This window comes from Faecalicatena contorta (genome assembly GCF_021531995.1).
GTDB lineage: Bacteria > Bacillota > Clostridia > Lachnospirales > Lachnospiraceae > Dorea_A > Dorea_A contorta_A.
The window spans coordinates 1-22,753 of the sequence record NZ_JAFBIZ010000019.1; the positions used below are offsets into that span (position 1 = coordinate 1).

Here is a 22,753-nt window from a genome sequence, read left to right on the forward strand (position 1 = left end):
AATGTGGTCACTGCTCCTGTTTTTTTATATAACAAAGTGGCAAAAACCAGTCGGTTTTAATTTAAAAAAATAATATTATGATTTTTTCAGTTTTATTTTATGCAGAGGGAATTGTATTATGAGAAAAAATTTGTATCGATGTTTCTTTTGTTATGCTTGATTATATTCACGGTTGCGTGTCAAAATAACCAGAAATCTGCAGGTGTTGTTGGGGGGAAAATCCAAGCGTTGTAGATCAATATGATGATTATGTGCAGCAAAAAGAAGATGCAGAAGCACAAGGGAAAAAATTTATGTGGATTAACAGTGTTGGTACTTACCGTGCTATACAGTTTTATGAGGATGGTACTTATCAGTATGTAAACCTCTTTGGGTTTAGTATTGAGGATGGATCAGACTATTATGATTTTATTCATGACGGTGAGACTATGGTAATAGGTGAAAAAGAGTATGATTTTGAATTGGATGGAGATACTTTATACTTGGGACAGAACGAGCTTATACGTACATCTGATTCTTTAGAGGATTATGTTGTTGAATAAATAGTACCTGTGCGGATTCCAAGCAAATTCCGTTATTTTTTTGGCAATGAAATGGCATCGCGTATATATATTTCTTTAACATAAAAACCTTGCTGACGAACTGTTTCCAAAATTGGAAAGAGCAGTCAGTAAGGTTTTTTCTTTTTGAATTTCTTTATTGATTCTCTTTTTTCAGAGCATTTATGAGTTCGTCAGAAAGTTCCTGAAACGGAACCTTTGCCCCGAATCTCGAGGTGCCCATTTCCGGATAGTTATATCGCCAGTTGTAGAAAAGTTCTACTGTTATTCGATACCGCTATCATTCAAAAAATAATTAGTTGGTGGTATAATTGCAATGGAGGGAGGGAGTCGAATATGAATGATTACAGTTTCGGAAAGTATATATTTGAAAAGAGAAAACAATCCGGAGATTCTCAGAATGAGCTTGGAAGAAAACTGGGCGTTACTGGTAAAGCCATTTCAAAATGGGAAAATGGGAGTGCTAAGCCGAAGGTACAGATAATAAGAAAAATGGCTGCCTTATGGGGGATATCTGTAGAGGAATTGCTTAAGGCAAAAGAGGATGATAAAAAGATGAATATTACTAAAATTGTTATTACAGGTGGTCCTTGCGCAGGAAAGACAACAGGAATGAGTTGGATCCAAAATGCATTTACCGAAAGAGGATATACGGTTCTCTTCGTTCCAGAAACAGCAACAGAGTTGATTTCCGGTGGAGTTGCCCCTTGGACGTGTTCGTCCAATAGTGAATATCAGAAATGCCAGATGAAGCTGCAGCAGGAGAAGGAGAGAGTATTTGAATATGCTGCCAGAACTATGGATTCGGAAAAGATTCTTATTGTTTGTGATCGAGGTGCTTTAGATAATAAAGCATACATGACAGAGGCGGAGTTCGCAGTAGCGTTAAATTATCTTGACGCAAATGAAGTAGAATTGCGAGACAACTATGATGCCGTATTTCACCTTGTTACAGCAGCGAAAGGAGCACAGAAGTTTTACACTACTGCAAATAATGCGGCCAGAACTGAAACAGTTGAAGAAGCAGCTGCATTAGATGATAAGCTGATTGCAGCATGGACAGGACACCCACATCTTAGAATTATCGATAATTCAGTAGGTTTCGAAGAAAAAATGAAGCATTTGATTGCTGAGATTGCAAACTTTTTAGGAGAGCCTGAACCATATGAAATCGAAAGGAAATATTTGATAGAATACCCTGATATAAAGGCATTGGAGGTTCTCCCTAATTGTAAAAAAGTAGAGATTATTCAAACGTATTTAAAGTCTCCTGAAGGGGATGAAATACGCATCCGACAGCGTGGGAGTAAAGGGAATTATATCTATTTCGAAACCCGCAAAAAGACAATTAGTGGTTTGAAGCGAGTTGAAGTTGAACGTAGACTTACAAAAGACGAATATCTGGAACGCTTAATGGATGCAGATCCAACAAGAAAGCCTATCCGTAAAGACAGGTACTGTCTTGCAGATGGAAATCAGTATTTTGAGATTGATGTATATCCTTTCTGGACAGATCAGGCGATTATGGAAATTGAATTATCTAATCCGAATGAAGAAATAAGATTCCCTGATATAATTAAAGTATTACGTGAAGTAACGGAAGATGAACAATATAAGAATGCATCTCTTGCAAAAATATAAGAAGAGTGGTGGATAAAATGGAAAGAAAGATAGGTTGGAGAAGTTGCGAACTTGATGAAATTGAGATGGTATATGATAAGGCTGAGTCAAATGAACGGATTGGGAAATTACTTGAAGAGCTTGAAACACTTGCACTTTCAGAAGCAAAGAATCATTGTGGGTTGTTAACGACTGATGCAGGAGGGCATATTACACCAGACCAGTTTGAAGCCTTAAGAGATGTTGACAAAGAGACAGTTATTAAAGTGCTTTCAAATATGGGATTAGCTTCATTAAATCCAGATATCAATTCAGGAGTATTATATTTGCGCTTCACTCCCAAAATTCAAAAGGTGTTGGGATGTACAATTTTTAATGTATTGAATAGAATTGAAAAGCTAGATGGTTCAATCAATATATTACATCCAAAATGGACATTGGAGCTTCAAATTCCGTTAGGTGGGAAAAAAGGTCTTTTTCAATGGGAAATGCTGATTATGCAATTATATCCATGGATTTCTGTTCGAGAAACTTCTACAAATGAAGTGGCTGAGGAGTTAATAACGGAAGAAAGTAATTCTAAAAAAGAACCAGGGGAAACTAAGGGTGAAGAGAAAAAGGAATTAAGTGATTTCCTGAAAGAAATGCATGAAAAGCCAGCATTCAATCAGGCAATGGAAATTGCAAAAGGTGAAATGGCCAGTATCATTCAGAGCGGTTTATACACAAGAATGACAGAAAAAAATTTTACATATGATCAGTGGAATTCTTTGAACGATGCTAAAAAGGAAGAAATGGTCATTTCAATGGGGTTATGCTCCTTTTATATGCAAGCAGTTATCTGTGTAGATTTTATAGAGTATATTCCGTATACTCCAGCAATTGGACTTTTACTTGCAGCATGGAATGGAACATTTGAGAAACAGTTGATAGATGCAGGAGATGGAGTTGATGTTACAAAATTTGTTGAAGCATTGACGTTGCTTCATGGATGTTGCGAAAAATGGGAATGTACTATCATGTATCCGGTTCAGGTGAATATTGCTTCGTCGGTTAATACAGTTGATAAGGCGAATGAAAAATCAATAAAAAAAGATGTTCCTGAGAAAAAATCATTTTGGAAACGCTTGTTTGGAAAATAAATTGAGGAATATTCTTACAGTTACATTTCCTCCTTACTGTTAAAAGTGCTTAGTGATGTGCTCAGATTTATCAAAATACGGTTATTACGGAAAAGGGTGTTAAACATCTTGATAGGGCGGAGACAGATTGTTTCTTTAATCATCTATATGCAGCAATTGAAGAAGCTTTGTCTAAATGGTATACATCGCGCATACGATGTTCGTGAATCAAGAAAACAGGTTCAGAAGTCGATAAAAGAGTTACGGGAATAAAGCTTGCTTGTAAGAGAAAGATCTAATAGAAATGGGCGTTGGATTGTTAAAAAGTAAATTGGCAAGAGTATAAAAAAACGAGAGGGTTGTGTGTTTTTGCTTCTCTATGATATTCTTAATCCATGGCAACATTCTGGCAGCAGTTCATCAGAAAGCCAGTGAAAATTTTTGTGAATTTTCTTGGGAAATATTTGACAAAATAGATGCTTGGGAATACAATAACAAGCTAACAGTAATGAAAAATTGAAATTTGAGGATTGTTGAAAATGGAGCAAAAAGAAAGAATGCTTGCAGAACTTCCCTACATTGCATCTGATGAAGTATTGAGCAGGGAACGTCTGGAATGTAAAAGAAAGATATATGAACTGAATCATGTCCACCCGGATCAGTATCACAGGATTCCGGGACTGCTAAAGGAATTGTTTGGAAAAACCGGCGAGTCTGTTTTTGTAGAGCCTCCATTTCATTGCGATTATGGTTATAACATAGAGGTCGGAGAGAATTTCTTTGCAAACTATAATTGTACAGTTTTGGATGTTGCAAAGGTGAAAATAGGGAAAAATGTCATGCTGGGGCCAAATGTATCTTTTTATACTGCCGGACATCCGTTACATTATGAATCCAGAAACTCCGGCTATGAATACGGTATCTCAATTACTGTCGGAGATAATGTGTGGATAGGCGGGAGCGTCGTGATTATGGCGGGAGTGTCGATTGGGAATAATGTGGTGATTGGTGGAGGGAGTGTTGTGACCAGAGACATTCCGGACGGAGTGTCTGCTGCGGGCAATCCCTGCAGGGTGATTCGTGAGATCACGGAAGAAGACCGGAAATACTATTTTAAGAAGAGAGTTTTTGATGTGGAAATATAAACAGTTTTATACGATTTCCATTTTCTTTGCCCATCATCACTTGATGGTTATGAGTGTTCCCCTGATTATACTATGTGCGTTACACATCATAAAATCTGTATAAAAACAAACGCATGCTATTGACGTAAGAACGATAGTGTGCTATATTTATCGCCAGAAAGGAGGCATTGATAGGGCAGATCATGTGTCCTGCGGGATATGATCCATGAGAAAGAGATGCTTCTTTTGGGTCTGACCGAGACGGAACAGGAAATCCTTTATTCACTCCTCAAGAAAGTGAAGGATAGTTTCAAATAAGTTAAGTGCTCACATAAAGTGAGTATTTATTTTTGCATAATCAATAGCTAACGATTAAAAGCATGCGATTGTTTTAGAAGGGTGGTTTCAATGGAAGAGAAAATGGAAAACAAAAATCTGGAAGTATTCAGCAATGCGCCTGTTCCGCAGGCAGTGCTGAAGAATGTGCTGCCTGCAATGGCCGCCATGGTGATGGTGCTGATCTATAATCTGGCGGATACGTTCTTTATCGGTCAGACCCATGACGATATTCTGATTGCTGCCGTGTCTCTGGCCATGCCGGTATTCCCGCTTCTCTGGGGTCTCTGCTCATGAGTGTCTCCCAGATCATCCTGAACGGACAGATGGCCCATTATGGGAATATGGCTGTTGCGGGCATGGGCGTGGCAGCGAAGGTGACCATGATCACCGGCATGATCTGCGCAGGCATGGGCCAGGGCGTCCAGCCCTGATCGGGTTTTGTGTAGGGGCAAAGAAGTGGGAACGATTCAAAAAGATTATGAATTTCTCCCTTGTGTTTGCACTGCTGCTCAGCGTTGTGATGACAGGAATCTGTTACCTGTTTACGGAGCAGATCGTACACGCTTTCCTGACGGACCAGACAGCATTTGATTACGGACTGCAGTTCTCACGCATTCTGCTGAGTACGAGCTTCCTGTTCGGCCTTTTTTATGTGCTTTGCAACGCGCTTCAGGCCATGGGTGCTGCCACGGCGGCGTTTGTTGTGAATCTGAGCCGACAGGGGATCATATACATTCCCGCCGTGTTTATCATGCAGAGCCTGCTTGGCATTACGGGTCTTGTGTGGGCACAGCCTGTGGCGGATGTGCTTTCCCTGGTGCTGGTTGCAGTACTGTATATCTTCACAATGCGGAAAATGAAAGCAAAAATGAATCCGGCAACCTGTTGATTTTGACAATCTAAGTGAAAGGGAGGTGCCTGGATCGGAAATCGACCTGGAAATTGGAAAATCCCAAATTCATCTTACAATACCTTTCGCATCATCGCAGCAATCTCCGCCATCAGATCCTTCGCCTGGGGCATGACACTTGCGGTGGTGGCGGGACTGGTGGAAATGATGAACGGTCATTACCTGCGAGGCCTGAAGAAGATGAAGGAATGATATATGATAGAACTTGACTATCCCCAGAGGGCAGCTGAGCCCTCTGGGGATTCATATTTTCCGCGAAAAACATGGAACAAAATGTTCGTGCCGTATACAGAAGGAAGAATCATTTATAAAATATTTAATATTTCTAAGCAAAATATTTATAAAATATTTAAAAATTTCCAAATAGAAAATTTAACTGCTGATGTTATTCTTTTCAAATAGAATATAACAGACAGGAGATTAAACGCTATGAAGATTTTGATTACTACAGATTGGTATGAACCTGTGATTAACGGAGTGGTAACCTCTGTAAAAATACTGACAAGTGAACTTAGAAGATCGGGACATGATGTAAAGATTCTAACGTTATCCAGAACTTGTCGTTCTTATGTAGAAGACGATGTGTTTTATATTGGTTCCGTGAGTGTGGGGAAAATATATCCGGAGGCGAGATTTAAACTGCCGGTTTCGGAAAAATATATCCAGGAACTGTTAGACTGGCAGCCGGATATTATTCATTCACAATGTGAATTTTCGACCTTTTTCCTTGCGAAAAAGATTGCTTCAGAATTAAATATTCCTATTGTGCATACATATCATACAATCTATGAAGATTATACGCATTACTTTTCACCGAGAAAAAAATGGGGGAAAGAAATCGTACAGATAATTACCAAAAGGTTATCCGGGCAGGTGTGCGGAATGATTGCTCCCAGTGAAAAAATCAGGAAAATACTGGAGGGATATCAGGTGGATTGCCCGTTGTGGGTGGTGCCTTCCGGCATACACATCTCTCAGTATGAAATAGAGGAGGCAGATAATTGGAGAGAGCGGATCAGAGCAAAGTATTCGATCGGGCCGGAGACAAAAGTGCTTTTATATGTAGGAAGACTGGCGAAAGAGAAAAATGTAGAAGAGTTGATTTCCTATCAAACAGAAGCCAGGGAGTATGGAACGGTTCTGATGATTGTAGGAGATGGACCATACAGGAATACGCTGGAGGAACATGTTAAAAAGCTGCATTTAGAAGATTGTGTAGTGTTTACGGGAATGGTCCCACAGGCGGAGGTGGGGAAATATTATCAGGCAGGAGATCTTTTTGTCAGTGCTTCTACAAGTGAGACACAGGGTATGACTTACGGGGAGGCACTTGCCTCCGGACTGCCGCTTTTATGTCGAAGAGATGATTGTCTGGATGGTGTGATAGTAGAAGGAAACAATGGATGGCAATACGAAAATGCAGAAGAATTTCTAACATATCTGACAGGTTGGGAGGACAAGGATGAGGACGAAAAACATAGAATGTGCCAGAATGCAAAAGAATCAGCAGGCCTGTTTTCTGCTGAAGGATTCTGCAAAAAAGTGGAGCAAATTTATGAACAGAAAGCCAAAAAAAGAACGGAACGAACAGATGCAGCCTGATTCCCAGAATCATACCAGAAGTCTTGGAAATATCATATCTTTTGTGGGATTGATTTTCTGTGTTGTGGTAGCGTTATGGGGATATAAAAGTGGATGCTTTCATTCCGTGTCGTCATTGCAGACGTTTGTGAAAAGATTTGGAGGAGCAGGAATCGTTTTCTTTGTGTTATTTCAGATTGTGCAGGTGGTGTTCCCGATTTTACCGGGAGGTATCAGCTGCCTGGCAGGAGTTTTGCTTTATGGTTCATGGGTTGGATTTTTATGCAATTACGTGGGAATTTGTATGGGATCTATGGTGGCATTCGGAATTGCAAAGAATCTGGGAAGAACCGCTTTTGAGAAAAAATTTTCCAAAAGGCAAATTCAGATATTTGAATCATGGACAAGCAAGGATAGCAGATTTTTAAAAATGTTTGCAATAGCAATATTTTTCCCGGTAGCACCGGATGATCTGCTCTGTTATCTGGCCGGGACAACTGCTATGACATGGAGACAGTTTATTTGTATTATTCTTTTGGGAAAGCCTTTTTCGATTGCATTATACAGTATGGGGCTTACGGGAGTATTTCGTGTGCTGCAAGGTTGACAGGAGGTATGGCGGAAATGCGAATATACATATACAAAGGCGGGCTTTCGCTGGTTGGTAAAAGTGGAGTGGGAAGCGCAATTCATCATCAGGAGCAAATGTTGAGAAAGACAGGTGCACCTTTAACAGAGAGCTGGAAAGATGCAACGCTGGTACATATTAATACAGTATTTCCGGATTCTCTGCTTGTCGCAGATATTGCCAGAAGACAGGGGAAAAAAGTTGTCTATTATGGGCATTCTACGATGGAGGATTTTCGGAATTCATTTATTGGATCTAATCAGGCTGCAGCTCTTTTTAAAAAATGGATTTGTCATTGTTATAGTAAGGGAGATGTAGTTCTGACACCCACGGAATACTCCAAAAGGCTGCTTTTGGGATATGGATTAACACCACCGGTGTATTCTATTACAAATGGCGTAGATACAGATTTCTTTTGTAGAGATATAGAGGCAGGACGAAAGTTTCGCGCAAAATATCAAATTCCCGAGGAGAAGAAAGTGGTGATTTCTGCGGGCCATTTGATACCCAGAAAGGGGATTTTTGATTTCCTGAAACTTGCGGAAAGAATGCCGGAAGTATTGTTTGTCTGGTTTGGTGGGGGAAACAGCCTGGCAGTGAAGCAAAGTGTAAAACGAGCAGTTCGGAAAAAGCCGGAAAATGTAATTTTTGCGGGATATGTGAAACCACAGGAATTAAAAGCCGCATATTGTGGTGCGGATGCTTTTGCATTTTTTAGTTATGAAGAGACAGAAGGAATTGTAGTATTAGAAGCGTTAGCCTGTGAAGTTCCGGTAATCGTGAGAGATATACCGGTGTACAAAGAATGGCTGGAGGAAAACAGGTGCGTATATAAGGCTTCTGATGTAGATGAGTTTCAAAAGAAACTTGAATCTGTATTACACGAGGATTGTAAGGATATGACAGAGCAAGGGAGAAAACTTGCGAAAGAACACAGCATCTGTCAGACGGGCTTCCGTTTGAATGAAATATATCAGATGGCACATCTTAACGGGAAAGGATAGAATAAAGAATTCTTCCGTTAAGAAGAGACATCATTTTTCAACACTTCTCAATCCAATATGATTGCTTTCTATACTGGGATGTTCAGCTTTTTGAAGACAACGGTTTAGATACTCTTCCTGCATATCGGGGGATTTCTTCAGTTTTAACACTTCCAGGTATCCGGTCAGAATTCTTCATTACCCTGAGGCGGTGCAAAATGGAAAATCGGATTGATGAATTCATAGGCAGTCCATTTGTTATACCAGAGAAATTTATAACAATTATTAGGAAATATGCAGAAAATCTTAAGAAAGATTAAGGCAGAATTGAGGAAAGACTTAAGAGGATTTTGTTACAGTATACAGCGAGGTGATGAGAATGCAGTATGAGATGATTCGTTATGTGTTTGCCGGTGTCTGTACTACTGGGGTAAATATTGGAGTGTTTTCGGTATTAAGGTATGGAACCGGGTGTGGGATGCAGCCTGCCAACGTAATTGCTGTTTTGACCGCAATTGTATTTGCATTTGTTGTGAATAAATACTTCGTTTTCAGGCAGAAAGAAAAGGAATATATCGTAAAAGAATGCATCCGTTTTGTCGGGATGCGAGGAATATCCTTATTCGTAGAAGTCTGGGGAATGTATTTATTTACAGAAGAATTCCGGATATCAGAGATAGTTTCAAAAACAGTGCTTCAATTTGTTGTCATTGTGATGAATTATGTTCTGAGTAAATGTTATATATTCCGGAAGCGGGAGGTGTAAAAGATGAAAAAATTAACTGTAATTGTACCATGTTATAATGAGCAGGAGGCATTGCCGGTTTATTATAAAGAAATGTGTAATATTATGCTCCGGATGCAGGATGTGGATATGGAATTGTTATTTGTGGATGATGGCTCGACAGATGGAACATTATCGGTGATGAAAGATCTGCATACTTTAGATGGAAAATGCCAGTATTTATCTTTTTCCAGAAATTTTGGGAAGGAGGCGGCAATTTATGCAGGATTAAAAAATGCAGACGGTGATTATGTGGCGATTATGGATGTGGATCTTCAGGATCCACCGGAACTTTTGCCAAAAATGTATCAGATATTGGAAGAAGAGGGATATGACAATGTTGCTACCAGGCGTTCTACGAGAGAAGGGGAGCCGAAAATTCGTTCCTTTTTATCAGAGTCGTTTTATAAATTTATCAACCGCATCTCTAAGACGGAGATTGTGAACGGAGCAAGAGACTATCGGTTAATGAAGCGAAAGATGGTGGACGCTGTGCTGGAGATGAGTGAGTATAATCGTTTTTCAAAAGGGATTTTTGAATGGGTTGGGTTTCGAACAAAGTGGCTGGAATATGAAAATGTTGAGCGGTCTGCGGGAGAGACAAAATGGTCGCTTCGAAAATTATTTACCTATTCTTTGGAAGGGATTATGGGATTTTCCGTTGCTCCGCTTTCGCTTGCGTCTGTCATCGGACTTGTATTTTGCGTATTGTCGTTTCTGATGATTCTTGTAATTGTGGTACGAACGGCCGTATGGGGAGATCCGGTAGACGGATGGCCGTCTCTTGTATGTATTACATTTATGGTTGGAGGTGTACAGCTTCTCTGTACAGGAATTGTCGGGCAGTATCTGGCAAAAACTTATCTGGAAACAAAGCATCGTCCGATATATATTCTGAAGGACTCAAGCGAGGAGAATAACGATGGAGAAAAAGATTAAGACAAAACTGCCCTATATTATCCTGGCTTTGTTAACATTGTTTTTCTGCTGGCTGTTTTGTATCAGAAATGGTGTCTTCGGTTCGAAAGTTGACTGGATCAGCCAGCACAGTGTGTTGCCGGAGTATTTTCGGCAACTGTTTTATGATACCGGTCAGCTTTTTCCGGAATTTGCTGCGAACATCGGCGGTGGACAAAACATTTATAATTTTTCTTACTATGGATTATATAGTCCGGTTGTGTTGATTTCTTATCTGTTGCCCGGTGTAGAGATGGGAACCTATCTCATGGCGGCGATGATGATTCATTTGGTGATTGCGGTGTTACTGTGTTACCGGTGGCTGCTTCACAGAGGAATTTCACATTATATCAGCTTTTTCGTATCAGTGTTATTCCTGTTGTCCGGACCGATGATTTATCATTCTTATAACCAGATCATGTTTGTGAATTACATGCCCTTTTTGTGTATGGCACTGATTGGTGTCGACCGGTATTTTGAAAAGCGAAGAGCAGGAGTCTATACATTGGGTGTATGGATGATGATTTTAACAAGTTTTTATTTTAGTGTCGGAGGGATGCTTGTCCTTGTCTTGTACGGGATTTCCAGGTATGTGGAAAGCAAGGAAATATCACAGGAAAGAATCAGGCTTCGAACATTTTTATGGGATGGCATACAGTTCCTCTTTCCGGTGCTGATTGCCGTGTTGATGAGTGCGGTACTTCTGGTGCCGACAGCATGTGTTCTTATGAATGGAAGAACCGGCGGAACACCGGTATCATTCTGGAAGCTGTTTATTCCGGATATACAGATCTTCCGGGTTGTGTATGCACCGTGTGGAATCGGATTGACGACACTTGTAATTACAGTTTTGATCTCCGGCTTAACATATAGAAAGAAAAACGAAAGGTGGCTGCATATTGGCTGTATTATAATATTAAGTGTGCCTCTTTTTGCATGGCTGTTGAATGGTGGTCTTTATGTCCGTGATAAAGTGATGATACCGTTTCTCCCACTGTTATGCTATCTGATGGCAAAATACATGGAAAAGCAGAGAAAAGGTGAGATTCCATTTTTGACAGGACTGTTTCCGTTTCTTTTTACGATTCTGCTGATCGGTATAAAAAAAGAACAGATCGGGAACAAGGAATACTGGATATTATTGCTTATTGATGCGACTATTATGGCAGTCTGTTTTTTGATATGCTATTGGAAAAAATGTATGCAGTTTCTCATTTTGCCACCGCTTATCTTTTTGGCTGTTTATGGTGTAATGCTTCATAAGAATGCAGACATGCTCATTGATCCTGCTTTTTATGAGCAGGTCACAGATAATAATACACAGACCACGATTGAAGAGATAGCAAAACAAGAGCAAGGGCTTTACCGGCTGGAACAAAGTGGAACGGTTACGGAAGATGCGGCTAATATTAATCGTATCTGGTCCGTGGATCAATATGTATCTTCCGTATATTCTTCTGTGTATCATGAAGCGTATCAGGATTTTCGAACAGAAATATTTCAGACAGAGCAGCCATATAGAAACATGTTTATGCAGTCGAGCCCTAAAAATCCTATATTCCAAAGAGTGATGGGAATCAAATACATAATTTCTGACAAGGATGTTCCTGGATATGAAAAAATTGCGGAGAACGTGTATGAAAATAAAGACGTTTTACCGATTGCGTATGTGACAAAACGGTTGATATCAGAAGAAGAGTATCGCAAATTAGAATTTCCTTATAACCAGCTTGCATTGCTGGAGTGTGCTGTAGTGGAGGATGAAACAGAGAAAACTGTAGATAAGGAAGATTGGAGCGCAGGACTTCAGAAACTGAATCTGCTATTTGAAAATAAGAAAATCCAGTCACAGGAAAGTGTTGATCATACCGTGGAGATTCCCGAAGCAAATGTAGGAGATCTGTTTTTTCTGCAATTTAAAGTAAACAATCATTGCCCTTCAAAAGATGTGTCGATATGGGTGGAAGGAATCCGCAATAAGCTGACGGCCAATACACATCTCTATTACAATGAAAATGAAGAATTTACTTATGCAATTCCGCTGAAAGAAGGGCAGACAAAGATCGACATAAAGTTTGGAGCAGGAGATTACGAGATTACCCATTTGAACAGTTATATATGGAAGGAAACGACTTTGGAAGATCAACGAAATGAACTTGTTCAGTCGGAATTTCAGCCAGATCAAGAGGGGACAAAAGGAAATATTATCAAAGGAACCGTGGAAGGAGATAAAGAAGGTTATCTGATCACGTCGATTCCTTATGATGAAAATTTTGAGATATTAATAGATGGCAAAGAAACAGCATATGAGAAGGCGAATACTGCATTTCTAGGTATGAAAATGCAGAAAGGAAAGCATGAGATTGAGATGATTTATCATGCACCGGGAGTGATGACAGGAAAAATATTGAGTATGATAGGAGCGGTGATGTTTATTTTATTAATGGTTTGCAAAGAAAATAAGACGAAAATATAACAAACTCAGAAAATTCCAATGTATTTTTTAGGTGTCATAAAAAAGATCCGTAACAAAGTCTATTGGAGATTGAAAAAACAAATAGTATAATAAATCATAAAGGAAAGCAGAGTATTTGATTATGCTACTTGAAGGAATGTTATGGGAGGAAATGAACAAATGGAGAACAAGAAAGGTGTATCCGCGATCGATTTTTTCTGTATCGGTTTCGGGGCAATTGTTGGAGTTGGCTGGGCAGTTTCAATCAACAGCTGGATGAACGGTAGTGGAGGGCCTTTGCCGGCTGCGGCGGGATATATGGTGGCAATGGTTCTTATGGTACCGATTGCGCTTTGTTATTGTGAGCTGTGTACGATGCTTCCGGTATCCGGTGGTGGTATGGCGTATGCATTTCGTGCATTCGGTGACAGAATTGCGTTTATTTCCGGATGGGCTGCATTCGGAGCGTTTATTACGATTATTCCGTGGGAGGCAATCTATGTTGTAGATATTCTGAGTATTGTTTTCCCGATCTTGAAAGCGGGATCGCCGTTATATACACTGGCGGGAGCAGATATTTACATCGGTCATATTATTCTTGGAACAATTATTTCGGTTGTTCTTTATTCGATTAATAAAAAAGGTGTTGCATCATCCGCAACATTGCAAAAAATACTTTGCATGGCTCTGGTTGGAGCCGGTATCCTGGCAATGATCTGTGCTGCGATCAGGTTTGACATTGGAAACCTGCAGCCGTTTTATGAGAATACAGGCACAGGAAGCCACAGTTCATTTATCGGTGGTATGGCGTCTATTCTTGCATCCGTACCATTCTTCCTCGCGGGATTTGAGACGATCCCTCAGGGAATTGAAAGTGCCGGAGGAGATACGAAAGGAGTAGGAAAAACGGTTGTCATCACAGTTGTACTATCCTGTCTTTTCTACGCATTGCTTCTTTTTACATTAGGCGGAGCTCTTCCGTGGAAAGATTTTATCCAATTTTCAAACCCGGCTGCGGCGCTGATGTTCCGTTCTCTTTATCCGGGTGCGGTTGGAAATATTTTATATGTGCTGATTTTATTTGGTGCGGTCTGTGGTCTCCTTACGACCTGGAACGGATTTATGATGGCATCTTCACAGATACTCATGGCTATGGCAAGAGTGAGTATTGTGCCGTTCAGTTTGTCAAAGCAGCATTCGGTGTATAAAACACCAGTCAATGCACTGAAGGTCAGTCTGGTTGCGTCTCTGATCGGACCGTTTTTAGGAAGTGGCCTGATTGGTGCTCTTACCAGCTTCTCTGCTGCGGGATATGTTGCAAGCTGGATGATCACAGCATTTTGTCTGATCGTTCTCAGAAAGAAAGAGCCTGCATTAAAGAGACCATATAAGATTCCGGGCGGGCTTCCTATGGCATGGTTTGCGGCCATCTGTATGACGGGATTATTCATTCTCCTGTTTGTGCCGGGTCATCCGGTATTCATGGGTGGAGGAGCCATCTTCATCTTTGCAGCATGGATGCTCGCCGGTGGAGTGCTGTATCTGAAAGATTACAGGGCAAGAAAGCAGTATTCAACACTTACAAGAGCTGCGTTCCTCTTTGCGAGTATGTCAGAATCAAATTCTACGATTACGTTACCAGGATTTGTGGACAGCTTCGAGAGCGATTACAAAGTTATGTCTTTCGTAGTTCCGAAAGATGCGGAATATGCGGGAAAGACGCTTACCGAACTGTATTGGGGACGCAGACAGAATGTATTTATTATTAAGATTGAGAGAAAGACAGAGATGATTCTGGTTCCCGGCGGAAGTGTTCATGTATATGCCGGTGATCGTGTGTTTGCAGTCGGTGTTGCAAAAGCGCTTGACAGGTTCCGTGATTATCAGGATGTTGGACCAAAATATTCTGTTTCTTCATTAAAAGATTTCATGGGATATGGTGATACAGAGAAGCAGTCTCCGCTTAGTTGTATTGAATACACCGTATTACAGACGGATACATTCTGCGATATGTTGATTCGTGAATCCAGAATACAGGATCGCTATCATCTGATGATCGTAGGATTAAAGACTCCTTACAGCAAGATTCTTGAACTTCCGACTGCTACAACACTGATTGAAGCGGGAGATACACTCTGGATGATGGGATCTGAAGATGCAATCGAAGACTTTGAAGAGATCTGCAGACGAGAGGCCGAAGAAAAAGGGAAGAAAACAACCGGATTAGAGGTTTAGATCATATCAGGGATTGTTGTAAATGTATTTACAGCAATCCCTGATTATATGATTGGGATCTTTTTTGTTGTTTTCAGACTCTTTTGGAATTTTGATGTAAAAGAAGAAAGGGAATGGTATAATTACAAAATGGTTGGAAATGGAGGAGAAAGAGGATGGAAAAACTTCCATGCAGTATTTTTAATGATGTAATCGGACCAGTCATGCGTGGTCCATCCAGTTCTCATGTGGCGGGAGCAGACAGGATTGCGAATCTTGTGAGGCAGTCAATGCCGGGAAGGATTGTAAAAGCGGTCGTGGATTTTGATATCAATGGATCACTTGCTGCCTCTCATACGGGACATGGAACGGATATGGGATTCGCCTGTGGGTTGATGGATATGCCACTTTCAGATCCGGATGTGGATCAGTATGAGAGACTCGCAAAAGAAGCCGGGATAGATATTGAATACCGGATCCTTTACTATGGAGCAGTTCATCCTGGGAATTACCGGATGGAAATTACGGATGAGACGGGAAAAGTACGCCGCTGGGAAGCAATCGCTGTGGGTGGTGGAATGATAGAGGTGCAGAAACTGGAAGAATTCAGGGTAACGATCTGTGGGGACTTCTATGAACTTCTGGTCATCTGTGATGGAAAAGAACCGGAGGAACAGAAGTATGAGGAGAAAATTCGGAGTCTGACAGGTGACAGTGATTATACGCTGAAAGAAAGCGGATCAGGAAGATTATTGATCAATATGAAATATGCCTCTTCTATCGATGATAAAGTGTTGAAAGCGCTGAAAGAACTGGAAGGGGTTACAGATATCATGTACCTGAAACCGGTCCTTCCGACGCATTCCGGTGGAGACTGTGCAGTTCCATATTCTACAGCGGAAGAACTTCTGGAATATGCAGATATGCATCCGATGGAAGCCTGGGAGTATGGCGTATATTACGAAAGCTGCAGGGGAGGCACAACAAAAGAGGCGGTCATTGACCAGATGAATGAGATACTGAAGATTATGGAGAATGCAGTAGACGATGGGCTGAGCGGAACACAGTATCAGGACAGGATTCTGGGAGCACAGTCGCAGAAGATAGATCAGGCAGAGAGGGAAGGTAAGCTGGTTCCGTGTACTCCGCTTAATATGGTCATCAAATCGATTACCGCCGTCATGGAAACCAAAAGCTCCATGGGATTGATTGTAGCGGCTCCGACATGTGGCTCCTGTGGATGTCTTCCGGGTACGATTATCGGTCTGGGACACGCCATGGATCTTTCCGGGGAAGAGATGGTGAAAGGGTTGTTTGTTGCGGGACTGATCGGTGTGTTTTTTGCGGAGCAGGCGACATTTTCGGCGGAAGTCGGAGGTTGTCAGGTGGAATGTGGAGCGGGATCCGGTATGGCCGCTGCTGCAGTCGTACAGATGATGGGCGGCACCATCGGGCAGTGTGTGGATGCTGCATCTGTCGCGCTTCAGAACATCACAGGACTTGCATGTGATCCGGTCGGTAATCGTGTGGAGGTTCCTTGTCTTGGGAAAAATATCATGGGCGGAAGCAATGCGATCTCCAGCGCCAATATGATCCTTGCCGGATATGATAAAGTGATCCCGCTGGATGAGACGATTCAGGCAATCTACGAGATTGGGCGTTCCCTGCCGCTGGAGCTTCGATGTACTTTCGGAGGGCTTGGCAAGACCAGAACGGCGTTGGAGATCCTGAAGAAAACAGAGAGGCATTTTAAAGAGGATGAGGACTGATTTACCTGTCAGGATGATTCATTATAATAATTCATAGAATGATATCATAAATAATGAAGGAGAAAAATATGAATCAGGCCAGTGAAAAACGTTATGACAACATGAAGGAAATGCTTTTTGAGGCGTTTGATCAGGGAATTACGCATTTTGATCTTGCGAATAATTATGGCCCTGTTCCCGGCTCTGCAGAAGAAAATATCTGATGGCAAGTATTGACCAAAGTCTGCAGAACAGGAATTAATGGCAATAGAAGCTATTTTAAAAGAATATTAAAATGAGAGGAAGTGTTTTGGTTGGCAGAGGATGCAGTTGGAAGCAGATATTTACAGAATAATGCATATTACTACAGTCATATGAATAAGACGCAGCAGTCTGCTTATCATGCGATGCATCAGGGGCTGTTTGCGATTGCAGATGAGTTCCAGATTCCGGGGCTGGAACCGGAAGAGCTGTATAATGTATTTTTTCAGCTGCGACTGGATCATCCGGAGGTATTCTGGGCGACGGGCTATCGGTATAAATTCTATCCGGGGTCTCCGAATCTGATCTTTGTGCCGGAATATCTCTTCGATAAGGCAAAGATACGGGAACATCAGAAGGCCATGAAGGCAAGAGTAGAGAAGCTCGCCCGTCCGGCAGCAGCACTGTCGGAGTGGGAACGGGAGAAGTATGTGCATGACTTTATCTGTGAGAATGTACATTACGACAAGTTGAAGAAACCGTATTCCCATGAGATCATCGGCCCTCTGGGACAGGGAGTCGGCGTATGCGAAGGGATTGCCAAGTCTGTTAAGATCCTCTGTGATGCGCTGGGTATCTGGTGTATGATTGCGGTATGTGGGAATAATCCGGAAAAGGGGATCAAGTATCGTCACACCTGGAACATTGTAAAGATCGGTGGAAAATATTATCATCTGGATGCGACGTTTGATAATACACTTGGAAGAGAGACCATCCGGTATGATTACTTTAATCTGGATGACAGAAGCATCTTCCGTGATCATGAGCCGTTGATCGCTCCTGCTCCGGCATGCACAGACGGAGATCATTTTTATTATAAAGAAAAGAAACTGTCATTTACCAAAAAGGAAGATGTGTATAAGCGGGCCCTGCAGACAGCGAAGAAGGGAAAAATATTTACCTTTCACTGGCGGGGCGGTTATCTGACCAGGACAGTACTGGATGAATTGTTGTCGTTGATCCGGAAGGCGGGAGAAGAGAGAAAGAAAAAGGCGAGGATCAGCCTGAACTGGTCGCAGGCGGTCATCCGGTTTGATTATGTGGACGAGTCCGAAGTACAGGAACCGGAACTGGTAATAGAAGAAGCGAATGAGGGAGAACGATCATAAGATACAGATGATCAGTGGTGATGAATTCCGGACGATTTGTATTCTGCAGCCGTATACGGGAGCACATGCATTTCACATGTCAGGTAAAAAGAATATTCAGAGTCCGATGATTTATCGAAGAGAGGGAGTCAGTATGGAACTTCCTGCATTCAGTGAATATGAGATTATTCGGATAGAAGAGAAATATATACGGGAAGCACGCATGGAATTATTATGAAATGAATTTTTGGGGAAAGAATCCTGCAAAATTGAAGAAAAAATATGCCTTTTGAATGATGTTTTACTTTATTTCAGTAACAGTTACATACATAATGGTTATAGTGATGTCAAAAGACGATTACATTATATAATTTATCAGAAGGTATGTGTATGCTTACAGGATTTAAAAACGCTGTAGAAGTTGATTTTTCTTTAGAAGAAAATCAGAAAAAAATTATGGACGCCTTTCGTCAGATTGAAAGTGAAAAGGGTACGGTGTATCCGTTAGTCATTGGAGGAGAGCGCATTACAACGAATCAGACCATTACATCTTATAATCCGGCAAATAAAGAAGTGCTTGGTTCAGTGTGTGCATGTACAGCAGAGCTTGCTGATCAGGCAATTCATACGGCGAATAAGGCATTTGCAGCGTGGAGCCATACGACGGTTGATGAACGTGTACGCACGCTTCGAAAACTTGCTACATTTTCACAGGTTCTAAGGCTGTCGGATGCAGAATATATGAGCATGCGGCAAAGGTAATGCCTGGACAGAAGTGGCTGAAGAGAGTTGTCGCTGAGATGGGCGGAAAGAATGCGATCATTGTGGACTCTTCCGCAAATATTAAAAAGGCTGCACAGAGAGTCGTAAGCTCTGCGTTTACATTCCAGGGACAAAAGTGTTCCGCATGCTCACGCGCAATTGTATTAGCGGATGTATATGATGAATTTGTGGATGCCGTTGTGGAAGAAACAAAGATATTAAAAGAAAGTCAGGGTGCCGGACAGGATAATTGTGCAATCGGGCCGGTTGTGAACAAGTCTTCCTTTGATAAGATATCCGGTTATGTAGAGATTGCAGGAGAGGAAGGAAACATTGTCTATGGCGGAACTTACAGTGATGAGACGGGATATTATGTTGATCCGACTGTTGTAAGAGATATTACACGAGAGGCGCGGATTGCAAATGAAGAAATCTTTGGACCTGTTCTTGCTGTAATTAAGGCTGAGACGTTTGATGAGGCTCTGGATGTCGCAAATCAGACAGAGTACGCACTGACCGGATCTGTATATAGTGAGACGCGTGAAAATGTAATTAAGGCGAAAAAAGTATTCCATGTCGGCAATCTGTATTTTAATCGTAAATCAACTGCAGCGGTTGTTCTTCAGCACCCGTTCGGAGGATTTAATCTTTCCGGTACAGATGCAAAGACAGGAACAGCCGATTACCTGAGAAACTTTATGAATTTAAAATCCATTACAGAAGATCTTACAGAATAATATTAGTGACTGGTACAGGCAGTCCATACAGGGGATGTGACTCATAAGAGTTTCATCCCCTGTAAATATATATCAGGACTTCCGGAAGCTTTATTGTCTTCACGCCTTATATAAGGTATAATTGATACGATCAATAGAGGAATACATATAGAATTGGAGAATTGTGATGAGACGAAGTCTTAAGGAAACTGTCTTGCGGGTTGTGATATTATTGGCAGGTCTTGTAATCGCGCACCTTGGAGTAACAATATTTTTGCTGGTGAATCTGGGGACAGATCCCTTTAATGTGCTGGTTCAGGGAATCTTCCGCATGCTGGTGCGGTGTTTCGGGTGGGAATTTCTGACACATGGAAGAGTGCATATTGTGATCAGTTTTCTGATTATACTGATTTTGCTGTTTCTGGACCGGTCATACATCAAGATTGGGACGCTTCTCTGCATGATATGTGGAGGACCGATCATCGACTTTTTTACCGGGATTCTCAAGATATTTTTTGTAAAGGGACATCCGTTATGGCAGAATCTGATTCTTCTCGCCGTTGCCTGTGCAATTCTTGCATTCGGAATGACGATTGTGATAAAGTCGGATGCAGGGACAGGACCGAATGACCTGGTTGCGGTTGTAGCCAGCGATAAGCTTCACAAGAAGTTTAGTATTGTCAGAATCATTGTTGATGTGACATTTATTGTGAGTGGATTTCTGCTGGGCGGTGCTGTCGGAATCGGAACGATTGTCTGTGCCTGCCTTGTGGGACCGGTAGCCGGAGTATTTCTTCCGGTTAATGAAAGGTGGATTACAAATGTGATCCAAAAGCACTGCAAATGTTAGGGTAATCAGAAGGACAATTTTTACACCATAGCAGATTGATATCATTATAGATTTATACCAGGAGGGGAGATATGCCAGAATTATCAAAAAGAACAGAAACATTTACAGATTCTGTCATCCGTCGGATGACCAGAGTCTCACTGAAATATGGGGCAGTCAACTTGTCACAGGGGTTCCCGGATTTTGAGCCGCCAAAGGAGATCACAGATCGATTGGCAGAAGTGGCGGCATCAGGGCCGCATCAATATGCCCTGACCTGGGGTGCACAGAATTTCAGGGAGGCACTTGCAAGAAAGCAGGAACATTTTTCAGGGATGAAGGTGGATCCGGATCGGGAGATCGTGGTGACGTGTGGCAGTACGGAAGCTATGATGGCGTCCATGATGTCAGTATGTAATCCGGGAGATAAAGTAGTTGTATTCTCTCCATTTTATGAGAATTATGGCGCAGATGCGATCCTGAGCGGTGCAGAACCGATCTATGTTCCATTAAAACCGCCGTCATTTTATTTTGATGCGAATGAACTTGAACATGCAATGAAGCAGCCGGGAGTGAAAGCGTTGATTCTTTGTAATCCGTCAAATCCGTGCGGAAAAGTATTCACAAGAGAAGAATTGTCTGTGATTGCAGAGCTTGCCATTCGCTATGACCTCTTTGTAATTACGGATGAAGTATATGAGCATATTCTGTACAAGCCGTATGAACACATATACATTGCTACGCTTCCAGGTATGCGGGAGCGGACGATTATCTGCAATTCACTGTCAAAAACATATTCGATTACCGGATGGCGGCTGGGATATGTGATTGCCTGTCCGGAAGTGATTGAAAGAGTGAAGAAGGTTCACGATTTTTTGACGGTGGGTGCAGCGGCTCCTCTGATGGAAGCGGCGGTCACAGGTCTTCAGTTTGGAGATGAATATTATGAATGGCTTCAGAAAAAGTATACACATATGAAAGAGGTGTTTGTCGGAGGCTTAAGGGATATCGGACTGACCTATACGGATCCGCAGGGAGCGTATTATGTGCTGGTGGATATCGGGGAATTCGGGTATGACAATGATGAAGAATTCTGTGTGGATCTGGCAAAGAAAGTTGGTGTGGGAGCCGTTCCGGGATCCAGTTTCTTCCGGGAGCCTGTCAATCATCTGATTCGTTTTCATTTTGCAAAACAGGATGAGACACTGTATGCAGCATTAGACCGGTTGTCACAGATTAAAATCTTAAAAAAATAGGATAAGAACAGAAAATTAAGACCTCAGCTATCAATCTGTAAAAAGAACAACCGATTGATAGCTGAGGTCTTTTTCATCGAATCTAAGTCCAGTCCCGTTTGGACGGATCCGGATTGTGATCGAAGAAGATGCTCTTTCCGGAGATACTGAGCGGAATACCCATCCACAGGATGTCTTCCTCCAGATATCTCATCTCTTCGGCAGCTTTTCCGATGGACATCATGATACGAGTATCGATTCTTGCATCGGCAGCGATGCTGACGGCAGAAGAGATCGCGATACCGAGGTCTATGGACGCAAATACACAGGTTCCACCTGCCTCTTTACAGGCAGCACAGTCTGCGTTGCCGCAGTAGCCGCAATGTGAGATTCCTCGATAGGAGCGCTTTGCACCGATCAAAACCACAGCCTGGGATCGATGTACATTGTAAGCGTCTCTTTCATACCATGCGACGCCATTGTCAGGAAAATTCTTTTCACCAAATTCACGCATCTTTTCAACAAGAGCGGATTTGTCTTCTCCGGTAATGACCATGGTATAGATCACATCTTTTCCGGTTGCTTTCGGTGCCGTTCTGGCAGCAGCGCACATCTGGGCGGCCGTCTGCAGCAAAGCCTGCTCTTCCATCTGATCACTGTAATATAACATAGTTATCCCTCTTTTCTGTTTCATGAACTGTATTTTTCTGCTTTGTATTTAAAGGTGTGCTTTGAAAAATGAATCTATCTATACTATAACATGCAGACCGCGATTTTACATAACTTTTTTTCGGGGGAATAAATGTACGTGGACTTGTTACAGAGAAAAATATGGAGT

The 22,753-nt window shown here is 41.7% G+C and carries 21 protein-coding genes and 1 pseudogene; 21 read left to right on the forward strand and 1 reads right to left on the reverse strand.

Annotated elements, in window-relative coordinates:
- The first annotated feature begins 251 nt into the window (after window positions 1-251).
- From JQM82_RS04130 to JQM82_RS04225, 21 genes and pseudogenes are all read left to right on the forward strand, one after another.
- A complete protein-coding gene (locus JQM82_RS04130) occupies window positions 252-542 on the forward strand; it encodes a hypothetical protein (RefSeq protein WP_235248770.1) in 291 nt (96 codons plus the stop codon).
- Window positions 543-896: 354 nt separating this feature from the next.
- Window positions 897-2,201, forward strand: coding sequence for an AAA family ATPase (locus JQM82_RS04135; RefSeq protein ID WP_235248771.1), 1,305 nt, complete (start codon window positions 897-899; stop codon window positions 2,199-2,201).
- 17 nt (window positions 2,202-2,218) lie between these two features.
- A complete protein-coding gene (locus JQM82_RS04140; RefSeq protein WP_235248772.1) occupies window positions 2,219-3,322 on the forward strand; it encodes a hypothetical protein in 1,104 nt (367 codons plus the stop codon).
- A gap of 518 nt (window positions 3,323-3,840) precedes the next feature.
- Window positions 3,841-4,446, forward strand: coding sequence for a sugar O-acetyltransferase (locus JQM82_RS04145; protein ID WP_235248773.1), 606 nt, complete (start codon window positions 3,841-3,843; stop codon window positions 4,444-4,446).
- A 387-nt stretch (window positions 4,447-4,833) separates the two neighbouring features.
- Window positions 4,834-5,058 (forward strand): hypothetical protein, encoded by a 225-nt coding sequence (locus JQM82_RS04150; RefSeq protein ID WP_235248774.1) that lies wholly within the window; start codon window positions 4,834-4,836, stop codon window positions 5,056-5,058.
- A gap of 29 nt (window positions 5,059-5,087) precedes the next feature.
- Window positions 5,088-5,653: pseudogene (locus tag JQM82_RS04155) on the forward strand (MATE family efflux transporter).
- 450 nt (window positions 5,654-6,103) lie between these two features.
- Entirely contained in the window at window positions 6,104-7,276 is a 1,173-nt protein-coding gene (locus JQM82_RS04160) for a glycosyltransferase family 4 protein (protein WP_235248775.1), read from the forward strand.
- On the forward strand, window positions 7,230-7,862 hold the full coding sequence (locus JQM82_RS04165) for a TVP38/TMEM64 family protein (RefSeq protein WP_235248777.1): 633 nt from the start codon (window positions 7,230-7,232) through the stop codon (window positions 7,860-7,862). The genes JQM82_RS04160 and JQM82_RS04165 overlap by 47 nt, the downstream gene beginning before the upstream one ends.
- Before the next feature lie 17 nt (window positions 7,863-7,879).
- On the forward strand, window positions 7,880-8,887 hold the full coding sequence (locus JQM82_RS04170) for a glycosyltransferase family 4 protein (RefSeq protein WP_235248778.1): 1,008 nt from the start codon (window positions 7,880-7,882) through the stop codon (window positions 8,885-8,887).
- 358 nt (window positions 8,888-9,245) lie between these two features.
- The gene (locus JQM82_RS04175; RefSeq protein WP_235248779.1) at window positions 9,246-9,632 is read left to right on the forward strand and encodes a GtrA family protein; all 387 of its coding nucleotides are present in this window, start codon (window positions 9,246-9,248) and stop codon (window positions 9,630-9,632) included.
- A gap of 3 nt (window positions 9,633-9,635) precedes the next feature.
- Window positions 9,636-10,589 (forward strand): glycosyltransferase family 2 protein, encoded by a 954-nt coding sequence (locus tag JQM82_RS04180; protein ID WP_235248780.1) that lies wholly within the window; start codon window positions 9,636-9,638, stop codon window positions 10,587-10,589.
- Window positions 10,573-13,083: a YfhO family protein gene (locus JQM82_RS04185; RefSeq protein ID WP_235248781.1), complete on the forward strand. Its 2,511-nt coding sequence runs from the start codon at window positions 10,573-10,575 to the stop codon at window positions 13,081-13,083. The genes JQM82_RS04180 and JQM82_RS04185 overlap by 17 nt, the downstream gene beginning before the upstream one ends.
- A gap of 159 nt (window positions 13,084-13,242) precedes the next feature.
- The gene (locus JQM82_RS04190; RefSeq protein ID WP_235248782.1) at window positions 13,243-15,297 is read left to right on the forward strand and encodes an amino acid permease; all 2,055 of its coding nucleotides are present in this window, start codon (window positions 13,243-13,245) and stop codon (window positions 15,295-15,297) included.
- 155 nt (window positions 15,298-15,452) lie between these two features.
- Complete coding sequence (locus tag JQM82_RS04195) at window positions 15,453-17,045, forward strand: L-serine ammonia-lyase, iron-sulfur-dependent, subunit alpha (protein WP_235248783.1); 1,593 nt, start codon at window positions 15,453-15,455, stop codon at window positions 17,043-17,045.
- 68 nt (window positions 17,046-17,113) lie between these two features.
- Entirely contained in the window at window positions 17,114-17,248 is a 135-nt protein-coding gene (locus tag JQM82_RS04200) for a hypothetical protein (protein ID WP_331472766.1), read from the forward strand.
- Window positions 17,249-17,398: 150 nt separating this feature from the next.
- Entirely contained in the window at window positions 17,399-18,394 is a 996-nt protein-coding gene (locus JQM82_RS04205; protein ID WP_235248803.1) for a transglutaminase domain-containing protein, read from the forward strand.
- Window positions 18,375-18,611, forward strand: coding sequence for a hypothetical protein (locus JQM82_RS04210; protein ID WP_235248784.1), 237 nt, complete (start codon window positions 18,375-18,377; stop codon window positions 18,609-18,611). The genes JQM82_RS04205 and JQM82_RS04210 overlap by 20 nt, the downstream gene beginning before the upstream one ends.
- A gap of 152 nt (window positions 18,612-18,763) precedes the next feature.
- Window positions 18,764-19,135: an aldehyde dehydrogenase family protein gene (locus tag JQM82_RS16300; RefSeq protein WP_328284199.1), complete on the forward strand. Its 372-nt coding sequence runs from the start codon at window positions 18,764-18,766 to the stop codon at window positions 19,133-19,135.
- Window positions 19,111-19,872 (forward strand): aldehyde dehydrogenase family protein, encoded by a 762-nt coding sequence (locus tag JQM82_RS04215; RefSeq protein ID WP_328284200.1) that lies wholly within the window; start codon window positions 19,111-19,113, stop codon window positions 19,870-19,872. The genes JQM82_RS16300 and JQM82_RS04215 overlap by 25 nt, the downstream gene beginning before the upstream one ends.
- A gap of 166 nt (window positions 19,873-20,038) precedes the next feature.
- On the forward strand, window positions 20,039-20,701 hold the full coding sequence (locus tag JQM82_RS04220) for a YczE/YyaS/YitT family protein (protein WP_235248785.1): 663 nt from the start codon (window positions 20,039-20,041) through the stop codon (window positions 20,699-20,701).
- Window positions 20,702-20,772: 71 nt separating this feature from the next.
- Entirely contained in the window at window positions 20,773-21,936 is a 1,164-nt protein-coding gene (locus JQM82_RS04225) for a pyridoxal phosphate-dependent aminotransferase (protein WP_235248786.1), read from the forward strand.
- An 82-nt stretch (window positions 21,937-22,018) separates the two neighbouring features.
- Here the strand turns inward: JQM82_RS04225 and JQM82_RS04230 are convergent, their stop codons facing one another.
- Window positions 22,019-22,585: a ferredoxin domain-containing protein gene (locus JQM82_RS04230; RefSeq protein ID WP_235248787.1), complete on the reverse strand. Its 567-nt coding sequence runs from the start codon at window positions 22,583-22,585 to the stop codon at window positions 22,019-22,021.
- Between the last annotated feature and the right edge of the window lie 168 nt (window positions 22,586-22,753).

Excerpts from the sequence above, each read along its gene's own strand:
- JQM82_RS04175 (WP_235248779.1), top strand. The coding sequence starts at position 9,246 with ATGCAGTATGAGATGATTCGTTATGTGTTTGCCGGTGTCTGTACTACT.
- JQM82_RS04165 (WP_235248777.1), top strand. The coding sequence starts at position 7,230 with ATGAACAGAAAGCCAAAAAAAGAACGGAACGAACAGATGCAGCCTGAT.
- JQM82_RS04195 (WP_235248783.1), top strand. The coding sequence starts at position 15,453 with ATGGAAAAACTTCCATGCAGTATTTTTAATGATGTAATCGGACCAGTC.
- JQM82_RS16300 (WP_328284199.1), top strand. The coding sequence starts at position 18,764 with ATGCTTACAGGATTTAAAAACGCTGTAGAAGTTGATTTTTCTTTAGAA.
- JQM82_RS04160 (WP_235248775.1), top strand. The coding sequence starts at position 6,104 with ATGAAGATTTTGATTACTACAGATTGGTATGAACCTGTGATTAACGGA.
- JQM82_RS04210 (WP_235248784.1), top strand. The coding sequence starts at position 18,375 with ATGAGGGAGAACGATCATAAGATACAGATGATCAGTGGTGATGAATTC.
- JQM82_RS04180 (WP_235248780.1), top strand. The coding sequence starts at position 9,636 with ATGAAAAAATTAACTGTAATTGTACCATGTTATAATGAGCAGGAGGCA.
- JQM82_RS04185 (WP_235248781.1), top strand. The coding sequence starts at position 10,573 with ATGGAGAAAAAGATTAAGACAAAACTGCCCTATATTATCCTGGCTTTG.
- JQM82_RS04200 (WP_331472766.1), top strand. The coding sequence starts at position 17,114 with ATGAATCAGGCCAGTGAAAAACGTTATGACAACATGAAGGAAATGCTT.
- JQM82_RS04170 (WP_235248778.1), top strand. The coding sequence starts at position 7,880 with ATGCGAATATACATATACAAAGGCGGGCTTTCGCTGGTTGGTAAAAGT.
- JQM82_RS04190 (WP_235248782.1), top strand. The coding sequence starts at position 13,243 with ATGGAGAACAAGAAAGGTGTATCCGCGATCGATTTTTTCTGTATCGGT.
- JQM82_RS04230 (WP_235248787.1), bottom strand. The coding sequence starts at position 22,585 with ATGTTATATTACAGTGATCAGATGGAAGAGCAGGCTTTGCTGCAGACG.
- JQM82_RS04205 (WP_235248803.1), top strand. The coding sequence starts at position 17,399 with ATGAATAAGACGCAGCAGTCTGCTTATCATGCGATGCATCAGGGGCTG.
- JQM82_RS04220 (WP_235248785.1), top strand. The coding sequence starts at position 20,039 with ATGAGACGAAGTCTTAAGGAAACTGTCTTGCGGGTTGTGATATTATTG.
- JQM82_RS04150 (WP_235248774.1), top strand. The coding sequence starts at position 4,834 with ATGGAAGAGAAAATGGAAAACAAAAATCTGGAAGTATTCAGCAATGCG.
- JQM82_RS04140 (WP_235248772.1), top strand. The coding sequence starts at position 2,219 with ATGGAAAGAAAGATAGGTTGGAGAAGTTGCGAACTTGATGAAATTGAG.
- JQM82_RS04145 (WP_235248773.1), top strand. The coding sequence starts at position 3,841 with ATGGAGCAAAAAGAAAGAATGCTTGCAGAACTTCCCTACATTGCATCT.
- JQM82_RS04135 (WP_235248771.1), top strand. The coding sequence starts at position 897 with ATGAATGATTACAGTTTCGGAAAGTATATATTTGAAAAGAGAAAACAA.
- JQM82_RS04225 (WP_235248786.1), top strand. The coding sequence starts at position 20,773 with ATGCCAGAATTATCAAAAAGAACAGAAACATTTACAGATTCTGTCATC.